The organism is Treponema sp. R6D11, assembly GCF_054786075.1.
Genome location: NZ_BDHD01000030.1, coordinates 1 through 19519 on the forward strand (window position 1 = coordinate 1; position 19519 = coordinate 19519).

The window sequence follows — 19519 nt, forward strand, 5'->3', positions numbered from 1 at the left end:
TTTGGGAGGCATTTCTTCGGGGCAGGATATTGTTTTTAGAGCGGCGTTTAAGCCGACGCCTTCGATCAGTAAGCCGCAAAAAGTTTTAGACAGGAATGGCGGCGTAAAAGAAATAGCGATTAAAGGTCGCCACGATGTTTGCATTGTTCCCAGAGCCGTGCCTGTTGTGGAAGCGATGACAGCACTTGTTTTGGCGGACTTTTTACTTTTATCTCGGTGTGTGAGAGTTTAATTCTACACTTTACAATCTTTCCATTTGAATTTTTAACCACGAACCTCACGAACGAAGAGGGATTAGAGGTTATACTACAAATAAGCGCATTAGACGAAAGCGAAGGTTTAATGGTTTCTGTCCGTTATCTTATCGTATAGTTCCAAGCCAAGCCATCGGACAAAAACCCCTGATCCTTTTAGGTATCTACTACACACATATTTGTAGTTAATATCTTCGCTCTCTAGGTTCGCTGATGTTCGTGTGGTTCGTGGTAAATTTCTTCCCTACCCTTTCCTAATATAAAGCGGTATAGAATCCACTTCTTTGTCGTCAATAAAAATAATAAAATTTATCAGTCCTGGATTCTTAAAATGCAAATTTGAAATGCTGAAAACAAGATGAGAAACAGCGGAAGCGTTTCCCACTCCTTTTACTTCGATGTTTCCGTTGATTGACTCCATGCTCATCTCGCCTTCCAAATCCCGTGTTTCAATTCTAAAAGCATGGTTACCAAATTCATAAAGGTCAAACCGCAGGCGGATAACGACTGAAAGCTGCGGGTGAACACAGGGGAAGTTTTTAGAGATAATCGTGTCGAATGTTCCTACGATAGTAAGTTTTCCGCCGTTTTCCTGAGCGAAATCACAAAATGTAAAAAGTTCTAATTTAATAATACACCTCAACTTGAGTAATAATTAATTCTAGTACATATTTGTAATAGAGACAAGATGTGAAAAAGCATGGGTTTAATCCTTTTCTTCCCTCCTGCTAATAGCGCTATGTTTTTCATCATTTCCCCATAACATCGACATACAGCTCTTCCAGTCTTTTCCGCAAAAACTTTACTGCGTAATGTTTGCGTGAAAGAACAGTATTAACGGGAGTGTTGGTTTTTTCCGCCGTTTCATTTACGGAAAAACCAAGCAATTCGGTCATCTGAAAAACTTCACGCTGCTCTTTTGGCAGATCGGCAAGGGCGGTATGTATTTCTTCAAAAACCAGCGAGCGGAGCATTTCTGTCTCCGGCGTGGATTCTTCGTCGTAAATAATGTCCGCTATCTCGTCAAAAATGTACTCGTCAGCGTCTTCATCGTAAGACGTTGGTAGCGGATCGTCTTTCTTTTTTCTACGATGGTCAATTATTCTGTTGCGTGCGGCTCGGTAAAGCCAAGCCGAAATATTTTCTATCGGGTTAATCAAATTATCAACACGGCTAAACTGATAAAATACGTCCTGTAAAATATCTTCAGCGTCCTCAATTTGGTTCACCTGTCCGCTGATAAAGTTTAACAGCCGCTGTTTGAAATTTAAAAATATTTCCGCTTGTTTCATTTATTCCTCATTTTTAGGGGCTATCCAATAAGTTTGAATTTTACCACGAACCACACGAACCAACACGAACAACGACAAGATATGTACAAAAAGTTCGTGATGTTCGTGTGGTTCGTGGTAGAATTTTTTTCTTGGACACCTCATTTTATCCTATCGGTCTTTTTCACTGCGAGCGAAGAAGTATGTGCCAAGCACAAGGCAAATTATCGTCAAAAAAATAATCGCCGCAAAGTTTACAAACGGATTAAACATCACTACACTATCATACTCGGGATTGCCTCTGTAAACAACAGAGCGTACAAGGTCTAAACAGTATGTCATGGGCATTATCCGATTTAAGACCAGCAACGCACCCGATGAATTATTGATTGGTATAATCGCTCCAGACAAAAACATCTGCGGCATGACAATTAGCATTACGGCAAGATTCGCCGCCTTTTTATTTTTTATTAGCCCTATGATGATCATTGCCAACGCACCGCCCGATAAACACATTAGCGGCGACAGAGCGAGAATCAGGAGAAGTTTGCCGATGGGGAGCGTAATGCCCATTATAAGGGAGACGATAAGAGTGCCAGCCATGCTCATGATAGCGGCAAAACCGCAACCGAGTATTTTGCCAATTACTATTGAATAACGGGATACGGGCGAAACCAGCATTTCTTGGTTAAAGTCGATGTCATGATCGTCAATAAGGGAAGTCATGCCCATTGTGGTCATCATAAAAAGCATGTTGATTAACATTCCCACCAGCATAAATTGCCCGAATTGGAAACCAAGTCCGCCTGCCATATTTTGCATTAAATTGCCGCCTATCATTCCCATTAAAACAATGGGCATAGCAAGGCTCATAATCGCCGTGGCGGGAGACCTGAAAAATATCGTTATTTCACGGGACATAACTGTTAAAATACTGTTTAACTCCCTGAACAGCCGTGATTTTTTTCGCTTTAATTCGCTCTCGCTCATTTTACACCTTCCTTTTTAGTTAAAAATTCTATATATGCGTCTTCTAGCGAAGGCTCGTGTATTTTTAATATTGTCAATTTTGTTTTTATCCGTGAAATAATTTCCTGTGCTGAATCTTTGTAGGAAACAGCGAAATGTCCGTTTAACGTAAAAGGCAATCCAAGAGACGACAATTCATTTGTCAACGCAGTTCTGTCATCTGCGTCCAAAATAAGTTCTTGCTTCATTAAATTTTGTTTTAATACCTGCGGCGGACAGCAAGAGGCGATTTTGCCGTTGTTGATAAGACATACTGTATCGACATTTTCGGCTTCGTCAATATAGTGCGTTGTAAGAAAAACAGTTGTCCCATAACGGTTGCGTGTTTCGTTAATGTATTCCCACAATCCACGGCGGCTTACCGCATCCAACCCTTGAGTCGGCTCGTCAAGGAAAAGCACATCTGGCGTATGGATAAGACTGCGGATAATTTCCAGTTTACGCTGCATACCGCCCGAAAGTTTTTTAATTGGCTTAAAAAGAGCGTCCTGTATTCCGACAATTTCAGCAAGCTCCATTACCCTTTTTCGGTATGCCGACGGCATAAGTTTGAAAGAAGGGCGGTATCCGCACATTCCGTACAGGCAGGCGTGAAAACGGATATTCTGCTCCGCCGTCAACTGCGGGTCAAGGCTTGGATGCTGAAAGATGATCCCGATTTTCTCCCTAACCTTCCTTGCCTCTTTATCAATATCGAACCCGCCTATTTTTACCTCTCCTGAAGTCTTGGAAAGCGTCGTTGTCAGAATGGAAATTGTCGTGGTCTTCCCTGCTCCATTCGCTCCAAGGAAAGCGAAGAACTCACCTTTCCCGACGGAAAAACTGATGTCGTCTACCGCCGGTTTCTGTGTTCCCTTGTACCGCTTGGTCAGGTTCTGTACGGTGATAACCTGATTACTCATTTTTATCGTCCTTCTTGTTTTCTTCATCATCAAAGAAACCGTTAAAACGTGAAAAGCCTCTTTGGAACTTGAAAAAATATTTTTCTTTTTCCATGAACTCTTTGCGTTCTTCTTCGCTCATATTCATCCATTTTTCACGAAGTTTGTTCCCGTGATGAAACATTCGCGGGTCTCCCCTTCCCCTGTGTCTGCCGTGTCCCCAGCCGCCTATGTCGCCGAAAAGTATCCGAGCCAACAGCATTAAGCCGACCGCCTGCCAGTAACTTAGAGTAGGCAAATTGAAAAGTTGTGGCAAAAGAGCGTTCCACAACAGCATTGCCACAGCGCCGAATACGGCAATAGCCGCCAACATTGAAAGAAAACCTGTAAATCGAAATTTGAAAATGTTTCTCATATATACTCCTTACTATTACAGACGAATTAGACTTAAAAATATTTTATACTTTTTAAAAAAATTACATAAAAAATTGGCTTTTCATTGTCCGCGTTATCATTTGTTCTTATATTAAATTTATATCGAATTCAGGAGGTAATATTATGTCAAGAACAATACAACCCCGTTCATGGGCTTCATTAAGTAACGCAGGCGAAGATTTAAACAAAAACAAACCTGAAACAGAGAACAATAGGACTATTGTGCTATCATTAATTGACAGTTTGAATAATCTGTACGAAAAATTAACCAGACTGGATAATGTGATGAGAAAAATAAGCACAGAGCAGAAATTATATCCGAGCAACATAAATGAATTTAATGAGATACTCGAAAATCACGACCAGTAATTATTAGTATGTTTTTGTCGTTTTCGCGGGTGTATTCTACTTTGTCCATAACTTGTTTGACTATGTACAAGCCAAGCCCGCCTATTTCACGTTCTTTTAAAGGTTTATTCAAATCGGGATCGGGGTACTCTGTGGGATTGAAAGGTTTGCCGTTATCTTCAAATATTATTTTAAAACTATCTTTTGTAGAAACAGCGATATTAACTTTTCCACCTTCATTGCCGTATGCGTATGTAGCTATATTGGTAAATATTTCTTCAACCGCCATTTCAATCTTATTTTGAATTTCAGCCTCATAATCGGTTTTCTTTAATTCAGCGGTTATAAAGTTGATCACTCTGTTCAGATTTTTTAACTCAGCGTTAACTGATATTTGCCTTTTAGTTTGATTGTCCTCGTTTATGCGCAGGGCAAGCATAGCAATGTCGTCAGACTGTTCCGCTCCGGCAGTGAAATTATCTACCTCGTCTTTAATATTATATATTAAATCATTAGGAAAAGAAGAACGGTATTTATTAAGAGCGTCTTTTAATCTGTCATCGCCAAATAACTCTTTGCCTGAATTCATGGCTTCCGTAACGCCATCGGTGTAAAAAAATAAAGTATCGCCTTTTTCTAAAATAATTTCCTCTTCTTTGTATTCCGTATCATTCATTATTGCAAGAACAAGCTGAGGTTTTGTATTTATATATTCAAAAAAACCGTCTTTCTTTTTTAAAAGCGGCGGATTATGTCCGGCGTTTACAAAAGTAAACTTACCTGTTTTTATGTTATATATGCCGAAAATTGCTGTTACAAATATACACGCCTCATTATTTTCACACAGTCTTTTATTTACAATTTCAAGAGCCTCTTTTGGGCTTTTATCGTAAGAAATATTATTAATAAGAGTTTTTGTCCTTACCATGAATAAAGATGCCGGTATTCCCTTTCCTGAAACATCGGCAATAACTACCGCAAGATTATCATTATCAATTAAAAAGAAATCGTATAAATCTCCGCCTACTTCTTTTGCGGCTACCATATCGGCAAATATGTCAAATTCTTCTCTTTGCTGAAATTCCATAAAATCATTTTTAAGAAAACTTAACTGTATTTCTTTTGCTATGGAAAGTTCCGTAGTTATACGTTTTTTCTCTTCACGTTCATGGACATTTTCATCAATAGATTTTTTCAAGTCGCTTGTCATTTTGTTAAATGTTCCGGCAAGCTGTCCGATTTCATCTTTTGACTTTATATCTATCTTCACGTCCAAATTTCCAAGTTCAATCTGAGCTACGTTCTTTGTCAGACGTTTTATCGGGTTGTTTATAAATTTGGAAATAAGGAAAAATACAAAGACAAGGATTAACACAAATGATATTTCCATTATTGTCGAAAAAATAATATTTTGCCTTGTCATAAGGGTAAACATTTCGTTTTCAGGTATTTGGACGGATAACAGCCAGCCGTTATTCAGGTAACAGCCAAAGCGCCTGTATTTTTTATTCTTATATGTAAAATGCTCTGAATTAATATCCCAGGGTATGCTTTTTAACGAGTCTCCGGTAAAACTGCCTGTAAATACGCTTGAAATAATATAATCTTTATCGGGGATATAAAGCAAAACAAAACTGTTTTGAGTAGGGTTAATATTTATTAGTTTTTTTATAATATCATTAATTTCCCAATCAATTGTTGTTATGCCGATTAATTTGTCATTGACAAATATTCCCGCTCCTGTTGTTGTAAGTAAACTTAAAGCGCCCGTATCGTCAACGTATGGTTTTGTCCAAACAACCTGATTAGGAGCGGTAACTCCTTCCAGTATCTCTCGATACCAACCCCTGTTATGATAATCATATTCATTCATTAAAAAACTATTGTCTATTTTAGCTTTATTTGTTTTTTTGTCCAAATAAGCGTAATGAGCTGATCGCAATTTATTTTGCTTAAAGGCATAAGGTTCAAACCAAAAACCGCCCCCTATAGCCGTCTCAAAACTGTCTAAACCTTCCAGTACAAAATTTTCACCGAATTTTTCCGATTGTTCTTCATAGCAAATTTTTCCGCCTATCGCATAGGATACGGCGCTTCTTTCCATTGCCGCGATAATTTTATTTACTTTCTCGGCTTCAATATCGATTGTTTTTTGGAAAATTTCAACGCGAAGACTCCTGTAATTTGCCGTTGTTTTTGTTGAATACAAAATATAAGATGAGCCTATTACCGCCATAAAAGCAAAAACGATAACGATTATTTTTGTTCTGATTGAATTAAACACAATAATTAATTTGTTATAAGCATTTCTTGAAGGGCAACCATACCCAAAACATTTTTTACGATTTCAGACGGATGTTCAATTTTAAAAGAGCCGCCTTCTTCTGAAAGTTTCTTATAAATTTTTAAGATTATCCTTATTCCGATAGAACTAAGATATTGAACATGAAACATACTAAGAATTATATTCTTCTGCCCTTCTTCTATGGCGGTTTCAAGTTTCTCAAGGAAAAGATCAGCGCTGTTGGAATCGATACGACCTTTTACAGAAATCTTGCATACCCCGTCTTTAATATTTTGGGTAATTTCAAGGTTTTCATCTGTCATAGTTTTCTCCAAAATTTCAGTATTTTTTATTATATTATTATAAATGAATTAAAACAGATTGACAAGTTTACATCTTGACAAAAACGCAAGTTTTCTTCAAATTAAAGTAAATCTCATGGTGGATGTAGCTCAGCGGTAGAGTCCCAGATTGTGGATCTGGTCGTCGCGGGTTCAAACCCCGTCATCCACCCATAGGTCATCCACCTTCAGGCGCCTGTAGCTCACCTGGATAGAGTACCAGACTTCGAATCTGGTGGTAGCCTGTTCGAGTCAGGCCGGGCGCGAATTAACTTCCCTTGCGGACAAAGGCGTCTTTGTACCCTATGCTTTTGAACCTTGAAAGAACCGCGGCGCTCTCGCCCTGATTCAACGGTCCTATTAAAATGCGGTAAATGTTATCCGTCCCTTTAAACACTACGGGAGCGTAACCGCGATCTATTTGTTTTAATGTATTTTCCACAAGATCCGCCGACATAGCGGCAACCTGTACATAGTATTTTCCGCGATCAAGCCTGTCTATCGTATTCACGGACAAGTTTCTGTCCGGCACTGGAGTCCTATTTACATTTGCCGTAGTATTTACCGAGTTTGCGGGCTTTTCAGGCGTCGCTACCACGATACCTGGGATAATATCATTGGGATCAATTCCGTAAACATTTGAGGGCGGCGGATTCGGCGAGCTTTCCACAGGGTAAAGCGTTTTAGCAACTTCAACCTTTTCCTGCCATGGAGATACGTCTTTTACAACTTCGTTACGCGGAGCTTCTGTTATAAATACCGGAACATCTTTTACAACTTCTTTAAGGGGAGCTTCCGTAGTTTCCCATGTGCTATCGGGATTATAGTCAGGCACTTCTTTTGCCACTTCAACGGGCGGTCTTTCATTAATTTTAGGAGACACGTCTTTTTCAATATCTCTTTGCGTAAATTCAGTGCTATCGTATTCAGGTTCTCTGGAACTAGTCGCTATTCTTTCATTCGATTCAGGCAGATACCCTGGAACGTCCACAATTTGCAATCTGCTGCTTCCGCCCCATTCAGGTTCGTCAACAATGTAGCCGGGAAGTAAGGGAGACTTAGGCTCTTCTGGCGTTTTGGCAACTTCAGGCGTTTTGTAAGTATCATCTTTGTAAACCTGTTCTACAAGTTTTTCCTCGGTAATAACATTTCCAGAGTCATATTCCGGATTTCCGTCTTTCATACTTTGTGTGAAACGCATATAAGCCATAGGATCGGTGGGCTGTATCATTCTTAGTCTGCTTACGGAGCCGTCCCTCATACCGATTAATTCCCCCGCCTGCCGTGAAACAACAGCAAGAAGACCGGGACCTGTTAAAGTATTGGAAACAATTACGCGGGTGCTTTTTCCGGTTTCAAGGTTTGTAATATCCACTACAGTATTTCTTGGATACGCGTTTGTAGCGATATAATAACCGGTTGTCGGCAATTCTCCGTTTGGCGCGATTGCCGCAGACCCTTCCCAGGGAGACGCGCCAATAAACAATAAGACAGACGCGATAACAATAAATGCAAAAATAAACCTTTTTTTCATTACCTATTCTCCTATGTAGGGAACAAACCCTCTTGCAATTGATTTCATATTGCTAAAATCATCTCGTAATGGAACTTGTTTTTGCCGTATTTTACTTTCAAACACTTTTTCTTTTTTGGTAACCTTGTAAATGTAAAATGAGACTTCTTCAGGGACAGGCTGACCTATCTTATAATCCAGTAAAACAATCAGCATATAATCAATTCCGCAGACGCTAGCCTCTTTAAAATCGACAACCTGTAAAATATCGGACGGACTTTTTTCAAGGCGCATAATAGGAGCGTTGCTGATTATGTATCCGGCGTCAAAGAAAACGTCCATAAACGCGGTCTCCCATAACTCAGACGCCTTTTTGTCGGCTTCTTCGTTTATGCCTGCTTCAACTACATAAAATGAAACAGTAGCCGCGCCAACGCTGAATGTAAGTAAAATTCCTGTAATTACAACAAGAACAACACGTTTGAACATTAGTCCTCCATTTCAAATATCGGCACTCTTTTCAAAACACAAAATAGTATTCATACTAAATATGATGAATTATTACGCTATACAGGTAAAAACCCGCTCCGAGGATAAATTCATCAAACTTTTTAGAACCCGCCACCCTGAAGTTACCCTGCCTATTCATTTCCCCAAAAGGCTTCTGGAAATCAGAAAAGCCGGTAAGAAAAAACCCTATACTCCGCCTGTTTTCCCAGGGTATTTGTTCATAGAGGCGGCAAATGACGATGAAATCCGCGCTTTTCAGTGGGAATTCAGGCGAACTGAAGGGTTTTACAGGTTTTTAAAGTCAAACCTCGACATTACCCCTCTTGCGGATAGGGACTTGGAACTTGTACTTCACTTTATAAACGGAGGTCAAATAGCCGGGCGTTCCAAAGTTTACTTTAACGAAAACTCCCGTATAGTCGTTGTAGAAGGTCCTTTAATAGGGCTTGAGGGAAGAATAATAAAGGTCGATAAAAGAAAAGGGAGGGCAAAAATTAAGCTCGACCTTTATAATGATTCATTTTCTATCGACTTGGCTTTTGAGGTAATAGGGTCGCTGGAAAAATGATAAGGGGAGATAATGGAAAAGTCAAAACGTCTGTACATTATCGGGGCGGGATTTGCCGGGCGTACCCTTGCAAGCGAAATAACATCAAAGGCAATTTTTGGCGAAGTAGTCGCGTTCCTGGACGATGATCCTGAAAAAATAGGCAAGAAAGTCGATGGTATTCCAGTACTTGGTCCAATCCGCGACGTAGCTCTTTTATTAAAAACTAACCCGGCTGACGAAGCCATAATAGCCATTCCAAGCGCAAGCAAAGAATACTTAAAAGAACTCTACGATATTCTTAAAAAAGCCAACTTTCAAAAAATAAGAATCCTTCCCGGAATCTCCCAAATTGTCGAAGGGGACGCGCACTTTATCCAGACGCGCTCCATAGATTTACAGGACTTGCTTGGACGCAACCCCGTAACCATTAAACTTAAACAGAGCCTTTCCTATGTACGCGGAAAACGTGTTTTAGTTACAGGAGCCGGCGGCTCTATCGGCAGTGAATTATGCCGCCAGTTGCTGTCGGGCGGAGTCTCAAGGCTGTACCTTTTGGGACACGGCGAAAACTCAATCTACCTGATAGACAAAGAACTGCGGCTTTTACAGGACGAAGGGGTCGGAGAAAAAGCGGCAATTGTTCCTGTAATTGGGGACTTAAAAGACACAGATTTTGTTGATTATATTTTAAGCCATTTAAAAGCCGACGCTATTTTCCACACGGCGGCATACAAGCACGTCCCCATGATGGAGGAAAACCCCGTCGCCGCAATAGAGAACAATGTTCTTGGAACTGAGAACCTAATTAATTCCGCCGTGAAACACGGCGTGAAACACTTCGTACATATTTCGACAGATAAGGCGGTTGATCCCGTTTCCGTTTACGGAGCGTCAAAACGTATCTGCGAACAGCTAGTTCTTTCCGCAAGCACCAGATCTGGGAAAAGCGGCACTAACTTTGTGGTCGTCCGCTTTGGAAACGTACTCGGCTCACGCGGCTCAATAGTGCCGCTTTTCCAGCAACAGATAGAAAAAGGCGGACCTGTAACCGTAACCCACCCCGACGCAAGACGCTTTTTTATGACCATAAGCGAAGCCTGCTCTCTGGTTTTAAAGACAGGCGGCGTGGGCGAAAACGGCTGTTTGTACCTGTTAGACATGGGAGAGCCTGTGCGCATACGCGATTTAGCGGAGCAATTAATACGCTTCCACGGCTATGAACCGGATACCGAAATAAAGATTGAATATATAGGCTTGCGTCCCGGCGAAAGACTTGATGAAGAATTAATCAGCAAAGACGAAGAACAAACGGAAACCGAGTACGACCGCATTTTAAAAGTAACCAAAAAAATCCAATTTGTCATAGACACCAAAAAATTGGTAGATGATTTACGCCCTATTTGCAAATTTGATCCCGCTAACCCGAATGTCTACCGCAGTATAGAGACTTTACGCGCCGTACTTGATAATTACGGTATGCTGGACAGCAATAAACAGATTAAGAATTTTCACCAAAAATTAAATGAACCGGCGCGAATGGCAAAAGAAACGGCGTAAACCTATCATTGTAATTTTGTCAAAATGCGAATAAAATAACCCAATGGAATCTCTCACCTTTCTGGAAGATATATACCCTCCCAATGTGCTGTATGCGATAACAATAAGGTCGCCTATGGCAAAGGGGAATTTTAAAAACATCTATGTTCCAGAACTTCCCGAAAACTATACTCTTATTACCGCAAAAAACATACCCGGCGAAAACAGGCTTGAAGGCACTAATATACCCATTCTTGCGGATAAAACCTTAAATTATATAGGCGAGCCTGTAGCGATAATACTGGGCGCGGATAAAACAAAATTGGAAGAAATCTCCGCAAGGTGCGAAATACTTGCCGACGAAGAAGACGCGGTTTTTGTTTGCAATAATTCAGACGAGCCTATTTTAACGCGGGAAATTAACACAGGAGACACTCTTGAATCGTTTCAAGAAACAGGAAAGATAGTTACCGGAAGTTATAAAACCGGCATTCAAGAGCATTGGTATGCTGAGCCTATAGGCGCAATTTCATGGATAAACAAAGAAAAAGAAATAAAAAGGTTAAAAAACGTGAAACATGATCCTGTCATTATAAGAACCGCTACGCAATGGCCATATCATGTAAAAAGATCCGTAGCGCGCGCGTTAAATATTGACTTGTCTTATGTCGCGGTAGAACCTACCGCCCTTAACCTTCATATGGACGGAAAGCTGTGGTATCCGTCGCTTATAGCATGCCATGCCGCTCTTGGAACCCATATTACAAAAAAGGCTGTCCGACTTATCTTAACCAGAGAGGAAGATTTTCTTTATACCCCAAAACGCTTTAGCGCGAACATCAATATAGCGTCTGCAATTAACGATAACGGCAATACAAATGCCGCAAATATTGATATTTCCGTTAACCTTGGAGCTTATGAAGTTAACGGAAATGAAATTCTAGATCAGGTTTGTCTTGGAGTCATAGGTTTATACAATTTCCCGAATTTATCGTTAAAAGCAAGGGCATATTGCACCAATATCCCGCCGCAGGGAGCTTTTTCCGGCTTTGGACTTGCTCAGGGAATTTTTGCGATGGAACGCCATGTTTCGCTGATAGCTGATATGGCGAATCAAGATCCGGCGGAATTAAGAGAAAACAATATAGATCCCCAAATAATGCAATCCCAGACAAAACAAAAAAACAATATCCACAGTAAAAAACTTATTAGCTCGACAATAAAAACGAGCGATTATAACCACAAATGGGCTTCTTATGAATTACTTCGCAAAAGCCGTAAGGGTAAAAAACAGGAAAAAGGGGAAAATCCAAGGGGTATTGGTATTGCCGTTGGATTCCAAGGAAACGGGCTTCTCTACACGGGCGAAGATAACGGCTCATACAGCGTAGAAGTTACATTAACAAAAGAAGGGGTTCTGGAAATAAAAACAAGCATTACAAGCATGGAAGATTATACAAAAATTTGGGGGAAAGTCGCGTTGGAAACAATGTCCATAGAACCTGATATGGTTCGTATTATCGCTTCCAACGCGCCCGATTGCGGACCTTCATGCGCGTCCAGAAATATTACCGCCGTAACAAAACTTGTAGAAAAGTGCTGTCTCTCTATCCGCAAACAGCGTTTCCACGACCCCCTTCCCATTACAGTCCGCCGTTCAATAAAACCGCAAAATGGGACTCTTTTGGGCGGACGATTTATGCCTCCCGAAGGAAAAAATTTCGACATAAACAGTTTTTCAAAATTGGGACTTGCCTGCGCCGTTGTCGAAGTATCAATCGATCTTGTCGAGTGTATACCGGTTATACGCGGCATCTGGCTTGGAATTGACGGCGGAAAATTAATTTCGGAACACAGAGCAAAAAGAAACCTTACCCGCGCGGCGGTTCAGGCGTTAGGGTGGGCATATACGGAAAATATCGAGTATGTAGACGGCATTATTCCCTCAGATCAATACAATAATTTTACAATCTTTTCTCCTGTGGAAATTCCTCCTATTCATATTGATTTCTTTTCGGAAGATACAACTGAACCAAAAGGGGTAAGCGATCTTCCTTTTACATGTATACCTGCCGCGTTTTTACAAGCTGTTTCACAAGCGATGGATCACAGTTTTAAAACAATCCCGTTAAAAAGAAAAGACATTTGGGAAATTTTACGCGCAAGAAATCTTGATACAGACGCACAGGGGGCAAAATGACGATTAATTTTATTTTAAACGGACTAGATGTTGTTTTTAACGCCGAACCTGGAGTAAGGCTGATCGATATTCTGCGCGGCAGTTTTGGCTTATTCGGTTCAAAGCCCGGATGCCTTTCCGGACAATGCGGCGCTTGTACTGTTATTTTTAACGGACAAGTAAGCCCCGCCTGTTTAATTCCGGCTTTTAAAATAGAAGGTTCGGAGGTAATAACCATAGAGGGCTTTTCACAAACAATTGAGTATCAGGAAATTATGAACGCGTTTGCGCAGGAACATCTTGGAAATTGCGGTTATTGCGAAGCTGGAAAAGTTTTATGTACGGAAGCTCTTCTTGATCATATACCCAACCCTACCAAAGAAGAAATTTTAGTGGGTTTTTCCGGAATAAAATGCAGATGTACCAACGCGGAAAGACTTGTAAAAGTTGTAAATAATATTGCCACAGCTAGACAAAAGAGGTTGTATGAAAGCGCCACTTAATCAGGTTATTATTCCTAATTCTTTTCAGGAGTTATTTTCCGCGTGGAACCGCTTCCCTGACGCTGTTTTGTGCGCGGGAGGCACTAACCTTATCAGCAAACAGGATAAAAATATATTGTACCTTCCTCCTGTATTTCTCTCTCTTGATAAAATTCAAGAACTGCAAAAAATAACAAGAACGGAACAGTACCTCGAAATAGGCTCTATGGTAAAACTAAACAGACTTATAAAACTCGGTAAAATAGTGCCAGAAGTCTTATGTTTATGCTTAAAAAAAATTGCCGGAGTCCAATTAAGAAACATCGCGACAATCGGGGGGAATATATGCGGATCTTCACGCTGGCACGATTTATCCGCGCCCCTTATCGCCCTTGACGCCCAATACGAATTTCGCAGCGCATCTAACGCTACCAGATGGGTTTCCGCAGCGCGTTTCCATTCGGAAGAAAACACAATACTTGAAAAACAGGAATTACTTACAAGAATAAGACTGCCATTGCATCAATGGGATTACACAATATACAAAAAGTTCTACTGCGAGGATTATTTTAACAGCAATTCGCTTGTTTTTCTTGCCATAACGCAAAAAAATATACTGTCTGATATTAGAGTAATTTACAAAGGGAACGCAATCTATCGAAATAAAGACGCTGAAGATATTCTGAAAGGGAAATATTTGCCTCTTAACCGGAAAACATCACATGACTTTGTTATAAGTTGGCTGGAATACCTTACCGGAAAGCCGGAAATAGGCGAATTTTCAAAATATTCCCTCTTAAACAGCATAGAAGAGCACGTTTTTAACTTATCCGAGTAAAAAAAACCTCTAAAATGCCTTGAAATACCCCTATTTTTATGCTATATTATGATAAATTCGGTGTTTATTTTGAGCGTGTTTCGTCCGCCAATTTTACGCGCCGTCCGTATTGACTTGTTAAAAAAATTACATGCCTTTAGGTAAAGTAAACATAAAAAACAGTCAAACAGGCGTATTTTCTCTTATTTTTTTTTCCGATTTTTTCGGAAAGGTTAATCATTTGCAATTTACTTTTAACGAATTTCAAACATACATAGAAATAAGCCGAGAATTTCCGGCAATTAACAGTATTTCTAATAAACTTGGTCTGCAAGCCGACAACCCCTCCTTTAAACCTTTAATCATCGCCGATGAAAACACTTCCTACATCGCCGCCGAAATATCTGGCGGCAAAGATTACCCTTGCGTTTTTCTTAAAAGCGGCGAAGAAAATAAAAACTGGCAGTCAGTAGAAACAATACTTGCCGTCGCTAACAAAGCAGGATTAGGCAGAGACGGAATTTTTATCGCCGTAGGCGGCGGAGTTATCGGCGACCTTGCCGGTTTTGCCGCTTCTATTTATATGCGCGGCTGTAAGTTCGTGCTTGTATCCACTACTCTGCTCGGCATGGTCGATGCTTCGGTAGGCGGCAAAACAGGTTTTGATCTTTTTGGCATAAAAAACCTTATAGGCAGTTTTTATCCCGCGCAAAGCGTATACATTCCGTTAAACGCTCTTTCCACGCTGCCGCAGGCGGAAATTAAAAGCGGCATGGCGGAACTAATAAAAACCGCCGTCCTTTGCGGCGATGACTTTCTTGAGCAGCTAACGCCGTTAGCGGAAAATTTTAACGATTTAAAAAAAGTTTTGGAAGACGGCTCATTGCAAAAGTGCGTGGAAAAAGCGGTTTCTTACAAAGGCGACATAGTTAGCGAAGATTTCCGCGAGTCTGGAAAACGAATGTTGTTAAATCTGGGGCATACTTTTGGGCATGCGCTGGAAAGCGCGGCGGGATTAGGAAATATTACTCACGGAGAAGCCGTCGCATGGGGCATTGTGCGCGCCTGCGAGCTTGGAACAGCGTTAAAAATTACGCCGCGCGAAAGAGCGGAAAAAATTAAAAAGCTGATTTTATCGTTTGGGTACGAATGCTCCTGCCCTCACCCCGTAGCGCATAACAAAGAATTGCTGTTAAACGCTATGAAAAGCGATAAAAAGAAAAAAAGCGGCAACTTGACGTTTATAGTCCCTGACGCCCAAAGCGCTCGCGCTATAGCGCTTAAAACGGAAGATACGCAAATTTTAGACAAAATATTACAGGGCGGATTTAACATTTGAATTTTAGAAAAATAATATTATTCTTTATTTTATTTACAGTTTGTTTTGTAGCTTTTTCCCAAGAAAAAAACGGCAAAAAAGAAGAAGAAATAGTACTTGATGAAGTATTACAAAATAACATTTACACGGAACAGTCAATCTTTATAATAAATTCTTTTAATTATAACGTAAAAGGCAGATCTCTTCCTTTTTTATTAAACACAAAAACTGAATTAAAAAAAGGCGAAGAAATAACAGGAAAAACACATTTTGCCAAATTTTTAAGAGATAAAAGACAGCTTCTTATAAATGAAAGAGTATTAAAAGACAACGTCAGAATAGAATACACAATAGGCGAAAAAACAGAAGACGGTAAATATCCCGTAGATTTAGAAATATATGTTGAGGATACGTTTAATATAATTGCACTTCCGTATCCTAAATACGATTCAAATTACGGACTTTCATTTACAATTAAAGCCCGTGATTATAATTTTTTAGGCTCAATGCAGCCGTTTAGGGTTGATTTAGGTTATAAAAAAGATCAAGATGATCGCACTTATTTCTCATTAATGCTGGATTCAGGTATACCGTTTAATGCATTTGGGTTTAACTGGTTTTTTGATTTTGACAATTATTTTTATTACCGCCCTGAGTTATCAAAACCTTTTTATTACAAAAACAGATCTGCGTTATCTGTCGATATTCCAATAAAACGCACGACTCTTAACTTGTGGTTTGCTGAATCATATATTTGGAATGATGAAATTTCAGATGATTACAAAGATACTTATGGAGATGTTCAGAAGGGAGCATATATGTCAAGTAATCCTGAAATTTCATGGAAAATACCGCTTGGTCTTGAAGTGGGCGACTACGGAGAATTGACTTATAATCCAAGTGTAAGCGCCATTATTAATCATGAATTGTTCCACACGCTACCTTATTTTTTAAAAGGACCATATTTATATTTTGATCATTCTCTTTCGTTTGGTCGTATAGACTGGATTGGAAATTTTCGTAAGGGCATATCTGTAAGTTTAAGTAATGCTTACAGTTATGATGTTTATTATGCAAAAACCGATGTTGATGATCCATGGGGGTATTCATACAGAATCATAACAAAAGGGCATTTTATTATTGTTGACGATTTATTAGGATTTTCCGCCCGTTTGTCGCACAAGCATTGGATAAAATCATACGATGATTACGCAGGAGACTTATTACGCGGTGTTTTTGATAATAACGTAACCGCTGAATATATATTAGCGTTAAATCTTGATATAGACGTAAGGGCGGTAAGAATAAAACCTTACGAGTGGTTTCCCGATATTAGACTTATGCGTATATTAGGATTTGACGTACATTTAAATCCTATTTTTGACGTTGCATGGTATAAACCTCCTTATAAAGACGCATCGGCAGATCGTAAATATTTTATTTTTGGCTCAGGATTTGAAATGATAATTTACCCTCATAGATTCCGCAGCATGTACTTGCGCATATCAGTCGGCTGGGATGTTTCCGATATAGCTAAAAAAACTCCCATGGAAATTTTCTTAGGCATGGAATTATTTTATTAAGGAATGATAAAATGAATAACGAAGAAAACTGGTCGTTAATAATAAAACCAAAACGAAGATTATTGGAAATCCCAATCCGTGAAATAATCCGTTACAGGGATTTAATTTTTCTTTTTGTTAAGCGCGATTTTACAACCCAGTATAAGCAAACAATTTTGGGACCTTTGTGGTTTGTAATAAGTCCGTTCTTTTCCACAGTAATTTATACTTTTATATTCGGACGTCTTGCAAATATAGGAACTGACGGCATACCTCACACTCTTTTTTATTTTTCCGGCACGATTCTTTGGAATTTTTTCTCGAATTGTTTTAACGAATCATGCAATGTGTTTATAAATAACGCCGGTATTTTTGGTAAAGTATATTTCCCCCGCCTTGTAGTACCGATAAATTTTGTACTAAGTAACTGCATAAAATCATTTATTCAATTTTTAATGCTGGTAATTTTATTTGTTTATTTTATTTTTACAGGAACATCTGTCAAAGCGTCATGGTTTATGATTTTATTTCCGCTTATATTTATTTGGTTAGCCGCCATCGCCGTTGGTGCAGGAATTATAATTTCATCAATAACAACAAAATACCGCGATTTAAGAAACATGGTAGGTTTTGCGTTAAACCTTGGAATGTACGCTACCCCCGTAGTCTACCCTATTTCCGAAATACCGGATAAATTCCGCTGGATAGCTTATGCGAACCCTGTATCCGCCCCCATAGAACTATTCCGCAAATGGTTCTTCGGCGTTTCATCTGTAGATACAAATATGATTTTTATCAGTCTTGGAGCTACCGCCTTTCTTGTTTTTATCGGTCTAATTCTGTTTAACCAGAACGAGCAAAATTTTATTGATGTTATTTAAATTATGCGCATAACAGAATAGGAAAGATATGTCTAACACAGCAATAAAAGTTGAACATCTCTCTAAAATGTACCGTCTGGGTGAAATAAACAACGGCACTTTATGGCAGGATATTCAAACATGGGCGGCGATAAAACTAAAAAAAGAAGACCCACATTCCAAAATAGGCGAAAATAAATACTCAGGAGACAAAGATCATTTTTGGGCGTTAAAAGACATCAGTTTTGACGTAAAACAAGGAGACCGACTTGGAATTATAGGCAAAAACGGCGCAGGTAAAAGCACTCTTTTAAAAATACTCTCACGAATCACTACTCCAACTGAGGGCATAATAAAAATAAAAGGAAAAATAGCAAGCCTTTTGGAAGTAGGTACAGGGTTTCATCAAGAATTAACCGGAAGAGATAATATATACATAAATGGCGCAATTCTTGGAATGAAAAAACGCCGAATAGATGAAAAATTAGATGAAATTATTTATTTTAGTGGAATTGAAAAACATATTGACACGCCTGTTAAACGCTACTCCAGTGGAATGTATGTGCGGCTTGCCTTTGCGGTAGCGGCTCACCTTGACAGCGATATTTTAATTGCCGATGAAGTTCTTGCGGTTGGGGACGCAGAGTTTCAAAAAAAAGCATTGGGGAAGATGCAAGATTTGAGTACTAGCGAAGGGCGGACTGTGCTGTTTGTTAGTCATAATATGGGTGCGGTAAAGGAATTATGCTTTAACGGTCTTTTAATAGACAATGGAAAATTTTCTGCTTATTCAGATCTACAAACAACTATTAATTCATATTATAAGGCAATAAATCAAAAATCATTTAATGATTTGAAATGGTATAAACCTAATTATAATAAAACTGATATTCAATTATTATCTTTTGAAAAAAATCCAAATTTTAATGATGGAAACGAGTTAACATTTAATCTTTTTGAAGATATTTCATTTCGCATAAAATTTATTAATGGTTCAACCCCCTTAATAGTTGAAACTCCTTTATCAATATCCGGAATTGATGGCAATGGGGTATTAACAGCTGTTACCAATGCAAATAATCAAGTTTCATTAAAAGAAAATACTATGTATTTTATCGATTATAAAATAGAAAATAGATTTTTACCGGGAAAATACCGCGTTCATTTTGGAATAAATTACAAAAATGACACAATATTATGGGCAACAGATATAGCTATTTTTGAAATAATAAACCCTGAAAAAAAAGAAATTCCCGGAGCCGGTTCATTTTTTATAAACAGTAATATTTCCTTAAAAGAGACTAATATATGAATATTATTATTTATGGTTTTCACGATCAATGTTATAT

General features: G+C 39.1%; 20 protein-coding genes and 2 tRNA genes. 13 read left to right on the forward strand and 9 right to left on the reverse strand.

The genetic code is table 11. From position 1 onward, the window contains the following. The coding region (locus tag ACYVTD_RS04795; RefSeq protein WP_461246649.1) for a chorismate synthase at nucleotides 1-232 on the forward strand (232 nt) is incomplete at its 5' end. 266 nt (nucleotides 233-498) lie between these two features. Here the strand turns inward: ACYVTD_RS04795 and ACYVTD_RS04800 are convergent. From ACYVTD_RS04800 to ACYVTD_RS04820, 5 genes are all read right to left on the reverse strand, one after another. Beyond that, nucleotides 499-897: a DUF6941 family protein gene (locus tag ACYVTD_RS04800; protein ID WP_461246650.1), complete on the reverse strand. Its 399-nt coding sequence runs from the start codon at nucleotides 895-897 to the stop codon at nucleotides 499-501. A 106-nt stretch (nucleotides 898-1003) separates the two neighbouring features. Beyond that, a complete protein-coding gene (locus ACYVTD_RS04805) occupies nucleotides 1004-1546 on the reverse strand; it encodes an RNA polymerase sigma factor (protein WP_461246651.1) in 543 nt (180 codons plus the stop codon). A 150-nt stretch (nucleotides 1547-1696) separates the two neighbouring features. Beyond that, a complete protein-coding gene (locus ACYVTD_RS04810) occupies nucleotides 1697-2515 on the reverse strand; it encodes an ABC transporter permease (RefSeq protein WP_461246652.1) in 819 nt (272 codons plus the stop codon). Further along, nucleotides 2512-3486, reverse strand: coding sequence for an ABC transporter ATP-binding protein (locus tag ACYVTD_RS04815; RefSeq protein WP_461246653.1), 975 nt, complete (start codon nucleotides 3484-3486; stop codon nucleotides 2512-2514). Before ACYVTD_RS04815 ends, ACYVTD_RS04810 begins: the two co-directional genes overlap by 4 nt. After that, nucleotides 3449-3850, reverse strand: a complete 402-nt coding sequence (locus tag ACYVTD_RS04820; protein WP_461246654.1) for a hypothetical protein — start codon at nucleotides 3848-3850, stop codon at nucleotides 3449-3451. Before ACYVTD_RS04820 ends, ACYVTD_RS04815 begins: the two co-directional genes overlap by 38 nt. 143 nt (nucleotides 3851-3993) lie before the next feature. Here ACYVTD_RS04820 and ACYVTD_RS04825 point away from each other — a divergent pair, with 143 nt between their 5' ends. Beyond that, complete coding sequence (locus ACYVTD_RS04825; protein WP_461246655.1) at nucleotides 3994-4239, forward strand: hypothetical protein; 246 nt, start codon at nucleotides 3994-3996, stop codon at nucleotides 4237-4239. On the opposite strand, the gene ACYVTD_RS04830 is transcribed toward ACYVTD_RS04825, so the two are convergent. Then, on the reverse strand, nucleotides 4208-6502 hold the full coding sequence (locus ACYVTD_RS04830; protein ID WP_461246656.1) for a SpoIIE family protein phosphatase: 2295 nt from the start codon (nucleotides 6500-6502) through the stop codon (nucleotides 4208-4210). The genes ACYVTD_RS04825 and ACYVTD_RS04830 overlap by 32 nt on opposite strands. Nucleotides 6503-6507: 5 nt before the next feature. Then, nucleotides 6508-6825, reverse strand: a complete 318-nt coding sequence (locus ACYVTD_RS04835; RefSeq protein WP_461246657.1) for an STAS domain-containing protein — start codon at nucleotides 6823-6825, stop codon at nucleotides 6508-6510. Between the two features lie 118 nt (nucleotides 6826-6943). Between ACYVTD_RS04835 and ACYVTD_RS04840 the strand changes: the two genes are divergently transcribed. Together ACYVTD_RS04840 and ACYVTD_RS04845 are read left to right on the forward strand one after the other, a co-directional pair. Further along, a tRNA-His gene (locus tag ACYVTD_RS04840) sits at nucleotides 6944-7015 on the forward strand. 20 nt (nucleotides 7016-7035) lie between these two features. Further along, nucleotides 7036-7109, forward strand: a tRNA-Arg gene (locus ACYVTD_RS04845). Between the two features lie 2 nt (nucleotides 7110-7111). Here the strand turns inward: ACYVTD_RS04845 and ACYVTD_RS04850 are convergent. After that, nucleotides 7112-8377, reverse strand: a complete 1266-nt coding sequence (locus tag ACYVTD_RS04850; protein ID WP_461246658.1) for an SPOR domain-containing protein — start codon at nucleotides 8375-8377, stop codon at nucleotides 7112-7114. 3 nt (nucleotides 8378-8380) lie between these two features. After that, nucleotides 8381-8845 carry a hypothetical protein gene (locus tag ACYVTD_RS04855; RefSeq protein ID WP_461246659.1) on the reverse strand — a complete coding sequence of 155 codons (465 nt, stop codon included), beginning with the start codon at nucleotides 8843-8845 and terminating at the stop codon, nucleotides 8381-8383. Nucleotides 8846-8906: 61 nt separating this feature from the next. Here ACYVTD_RS04855 and loaP point away from each other — a divergent pair, with 61 nt between their 5' ends. The 9 genes from loaP to ACYVTD_RS04900 all read left to right on the forward strand — a co-directional run bounded on the left by loaP (nucleotide 8907) and on the right by ACYVTD_RS04900 (nucleotide 19482). Then, nucleotides 8907-9434, forward strand: a complete 528-nt coding sequence (gene loaP, locus ACYVTD_RS04860; RefSeq protein WP_461246660.1) for an antiterminator LoaP — start codon at nucleotides 8907-8909, stop codon at nucleotides 9432-9434. 12 nt (nucleotides 9435-9446) lie between these two features. Next, entirely contained in the window at nucleotides 9447-10973 is a 1527-nt protein-coding gene (locus tag ACYVTD_RS04865; protein ID WP_461246661.1) for a polysaccharide biosynthesis protein, read from the forward strand. 43 nt (nucleotides 10974-11016) lie between these two features. Beyond that, entirely contained in the window at nucleotides 11017-13152 is a 2136-nt protein-coding gene (locus ACYVTD_RS04870) for a xanthine dehydrogenase family protein molybdopterin-binding subunit (RefSeq protein ID WP_461246662.1), read from the forward strand. Beyond that, complete coding sequence (locus ACYVTD_RS04875) at nucleotides 13149-13634, forward strand: (2Fe-2S)-binding protein (RefSeq protein ID WP_461246663.1); 486 nt, start codon at nucleotides 13149-13151, stop codon at nucleotides 13632-13634. Before ACYVTD_RS04870 ends, ACYVTD_RS04875 begins: the two co-directional genes overlap by 4 nt. Continuing rightward, nucleotides 13618-14451, forward strand: coding sequence for an FAD binding domain-containing protein (locus tag ACYVTD_RS04880; protein ID WP_461246664.1), 834 nt, complete (start codon nucleotides 13618-13620; stop codon nucleotides 14449-14451). Before ACYVTD_RS04875 ends, ACYVTD_RS04880 begins: the two co-directional genes overlap by 17 nt. A gap of 130 nt (nucleotides 14452-14581) precedes the next feature. Continuing rightward, nucleotides 14582-15769 carry a 3-dehydroquinate synthase gene (locus ACYVTD_RS04885; RefSeq protein ID WP_461246665.1) on the forward strand — a complete coding sequence of 396 codons (1188 nt, stop codon included), beginning with the start codon at nucleotides 14582-14584 and terminating at the stop codon, nucleotides 15767-15769. Further along, nucleotides 15766-17331 carry a hypothetical protein gene (locus tag ACYVTD_RS04890; RefSeq protein WP_461246666.1) on the forward strand — a complete coding sequence of 522 codons (1566 nt, stop codon included), beginning with the start codon at nucleotides 15766-15768 and terminating at the stop codon, nucleotides 17329-17331. Before ACYVTD_RS04885 ends, ACYVTD_RS04890 begins: the two co-directional genes overlap by 4 nt. Before the next feature lie 11 nt (nucleotides 17332-17342). Beyond that, a complete protein-coding gene (locus ACYVTD_RS04895) occupies nucleotides 17343-18191 on the forward strand; it encodes an ABC transporter permease (RefSeq protein ID WP_461246667.1) in 849 nt (282 codons plus the stop codon). A gap of 28 nt (nucleotides 18192-18219) precedes the next feature. Beyond that, nucleotides 18220-19482: an ABC transporter ATP-binding protein gene (locus tag ACYVTD_RS04900; RefSeq protein ID WP_461246668.1), complete on the forward strand. Its 1263-nt coding sequence runs from the start codon at nucleotides 18220-18222 to the stop codon at nucleotides 19480-19482. Nucleotides 19483-19519 lie beyond the last annotated feature (37 nt).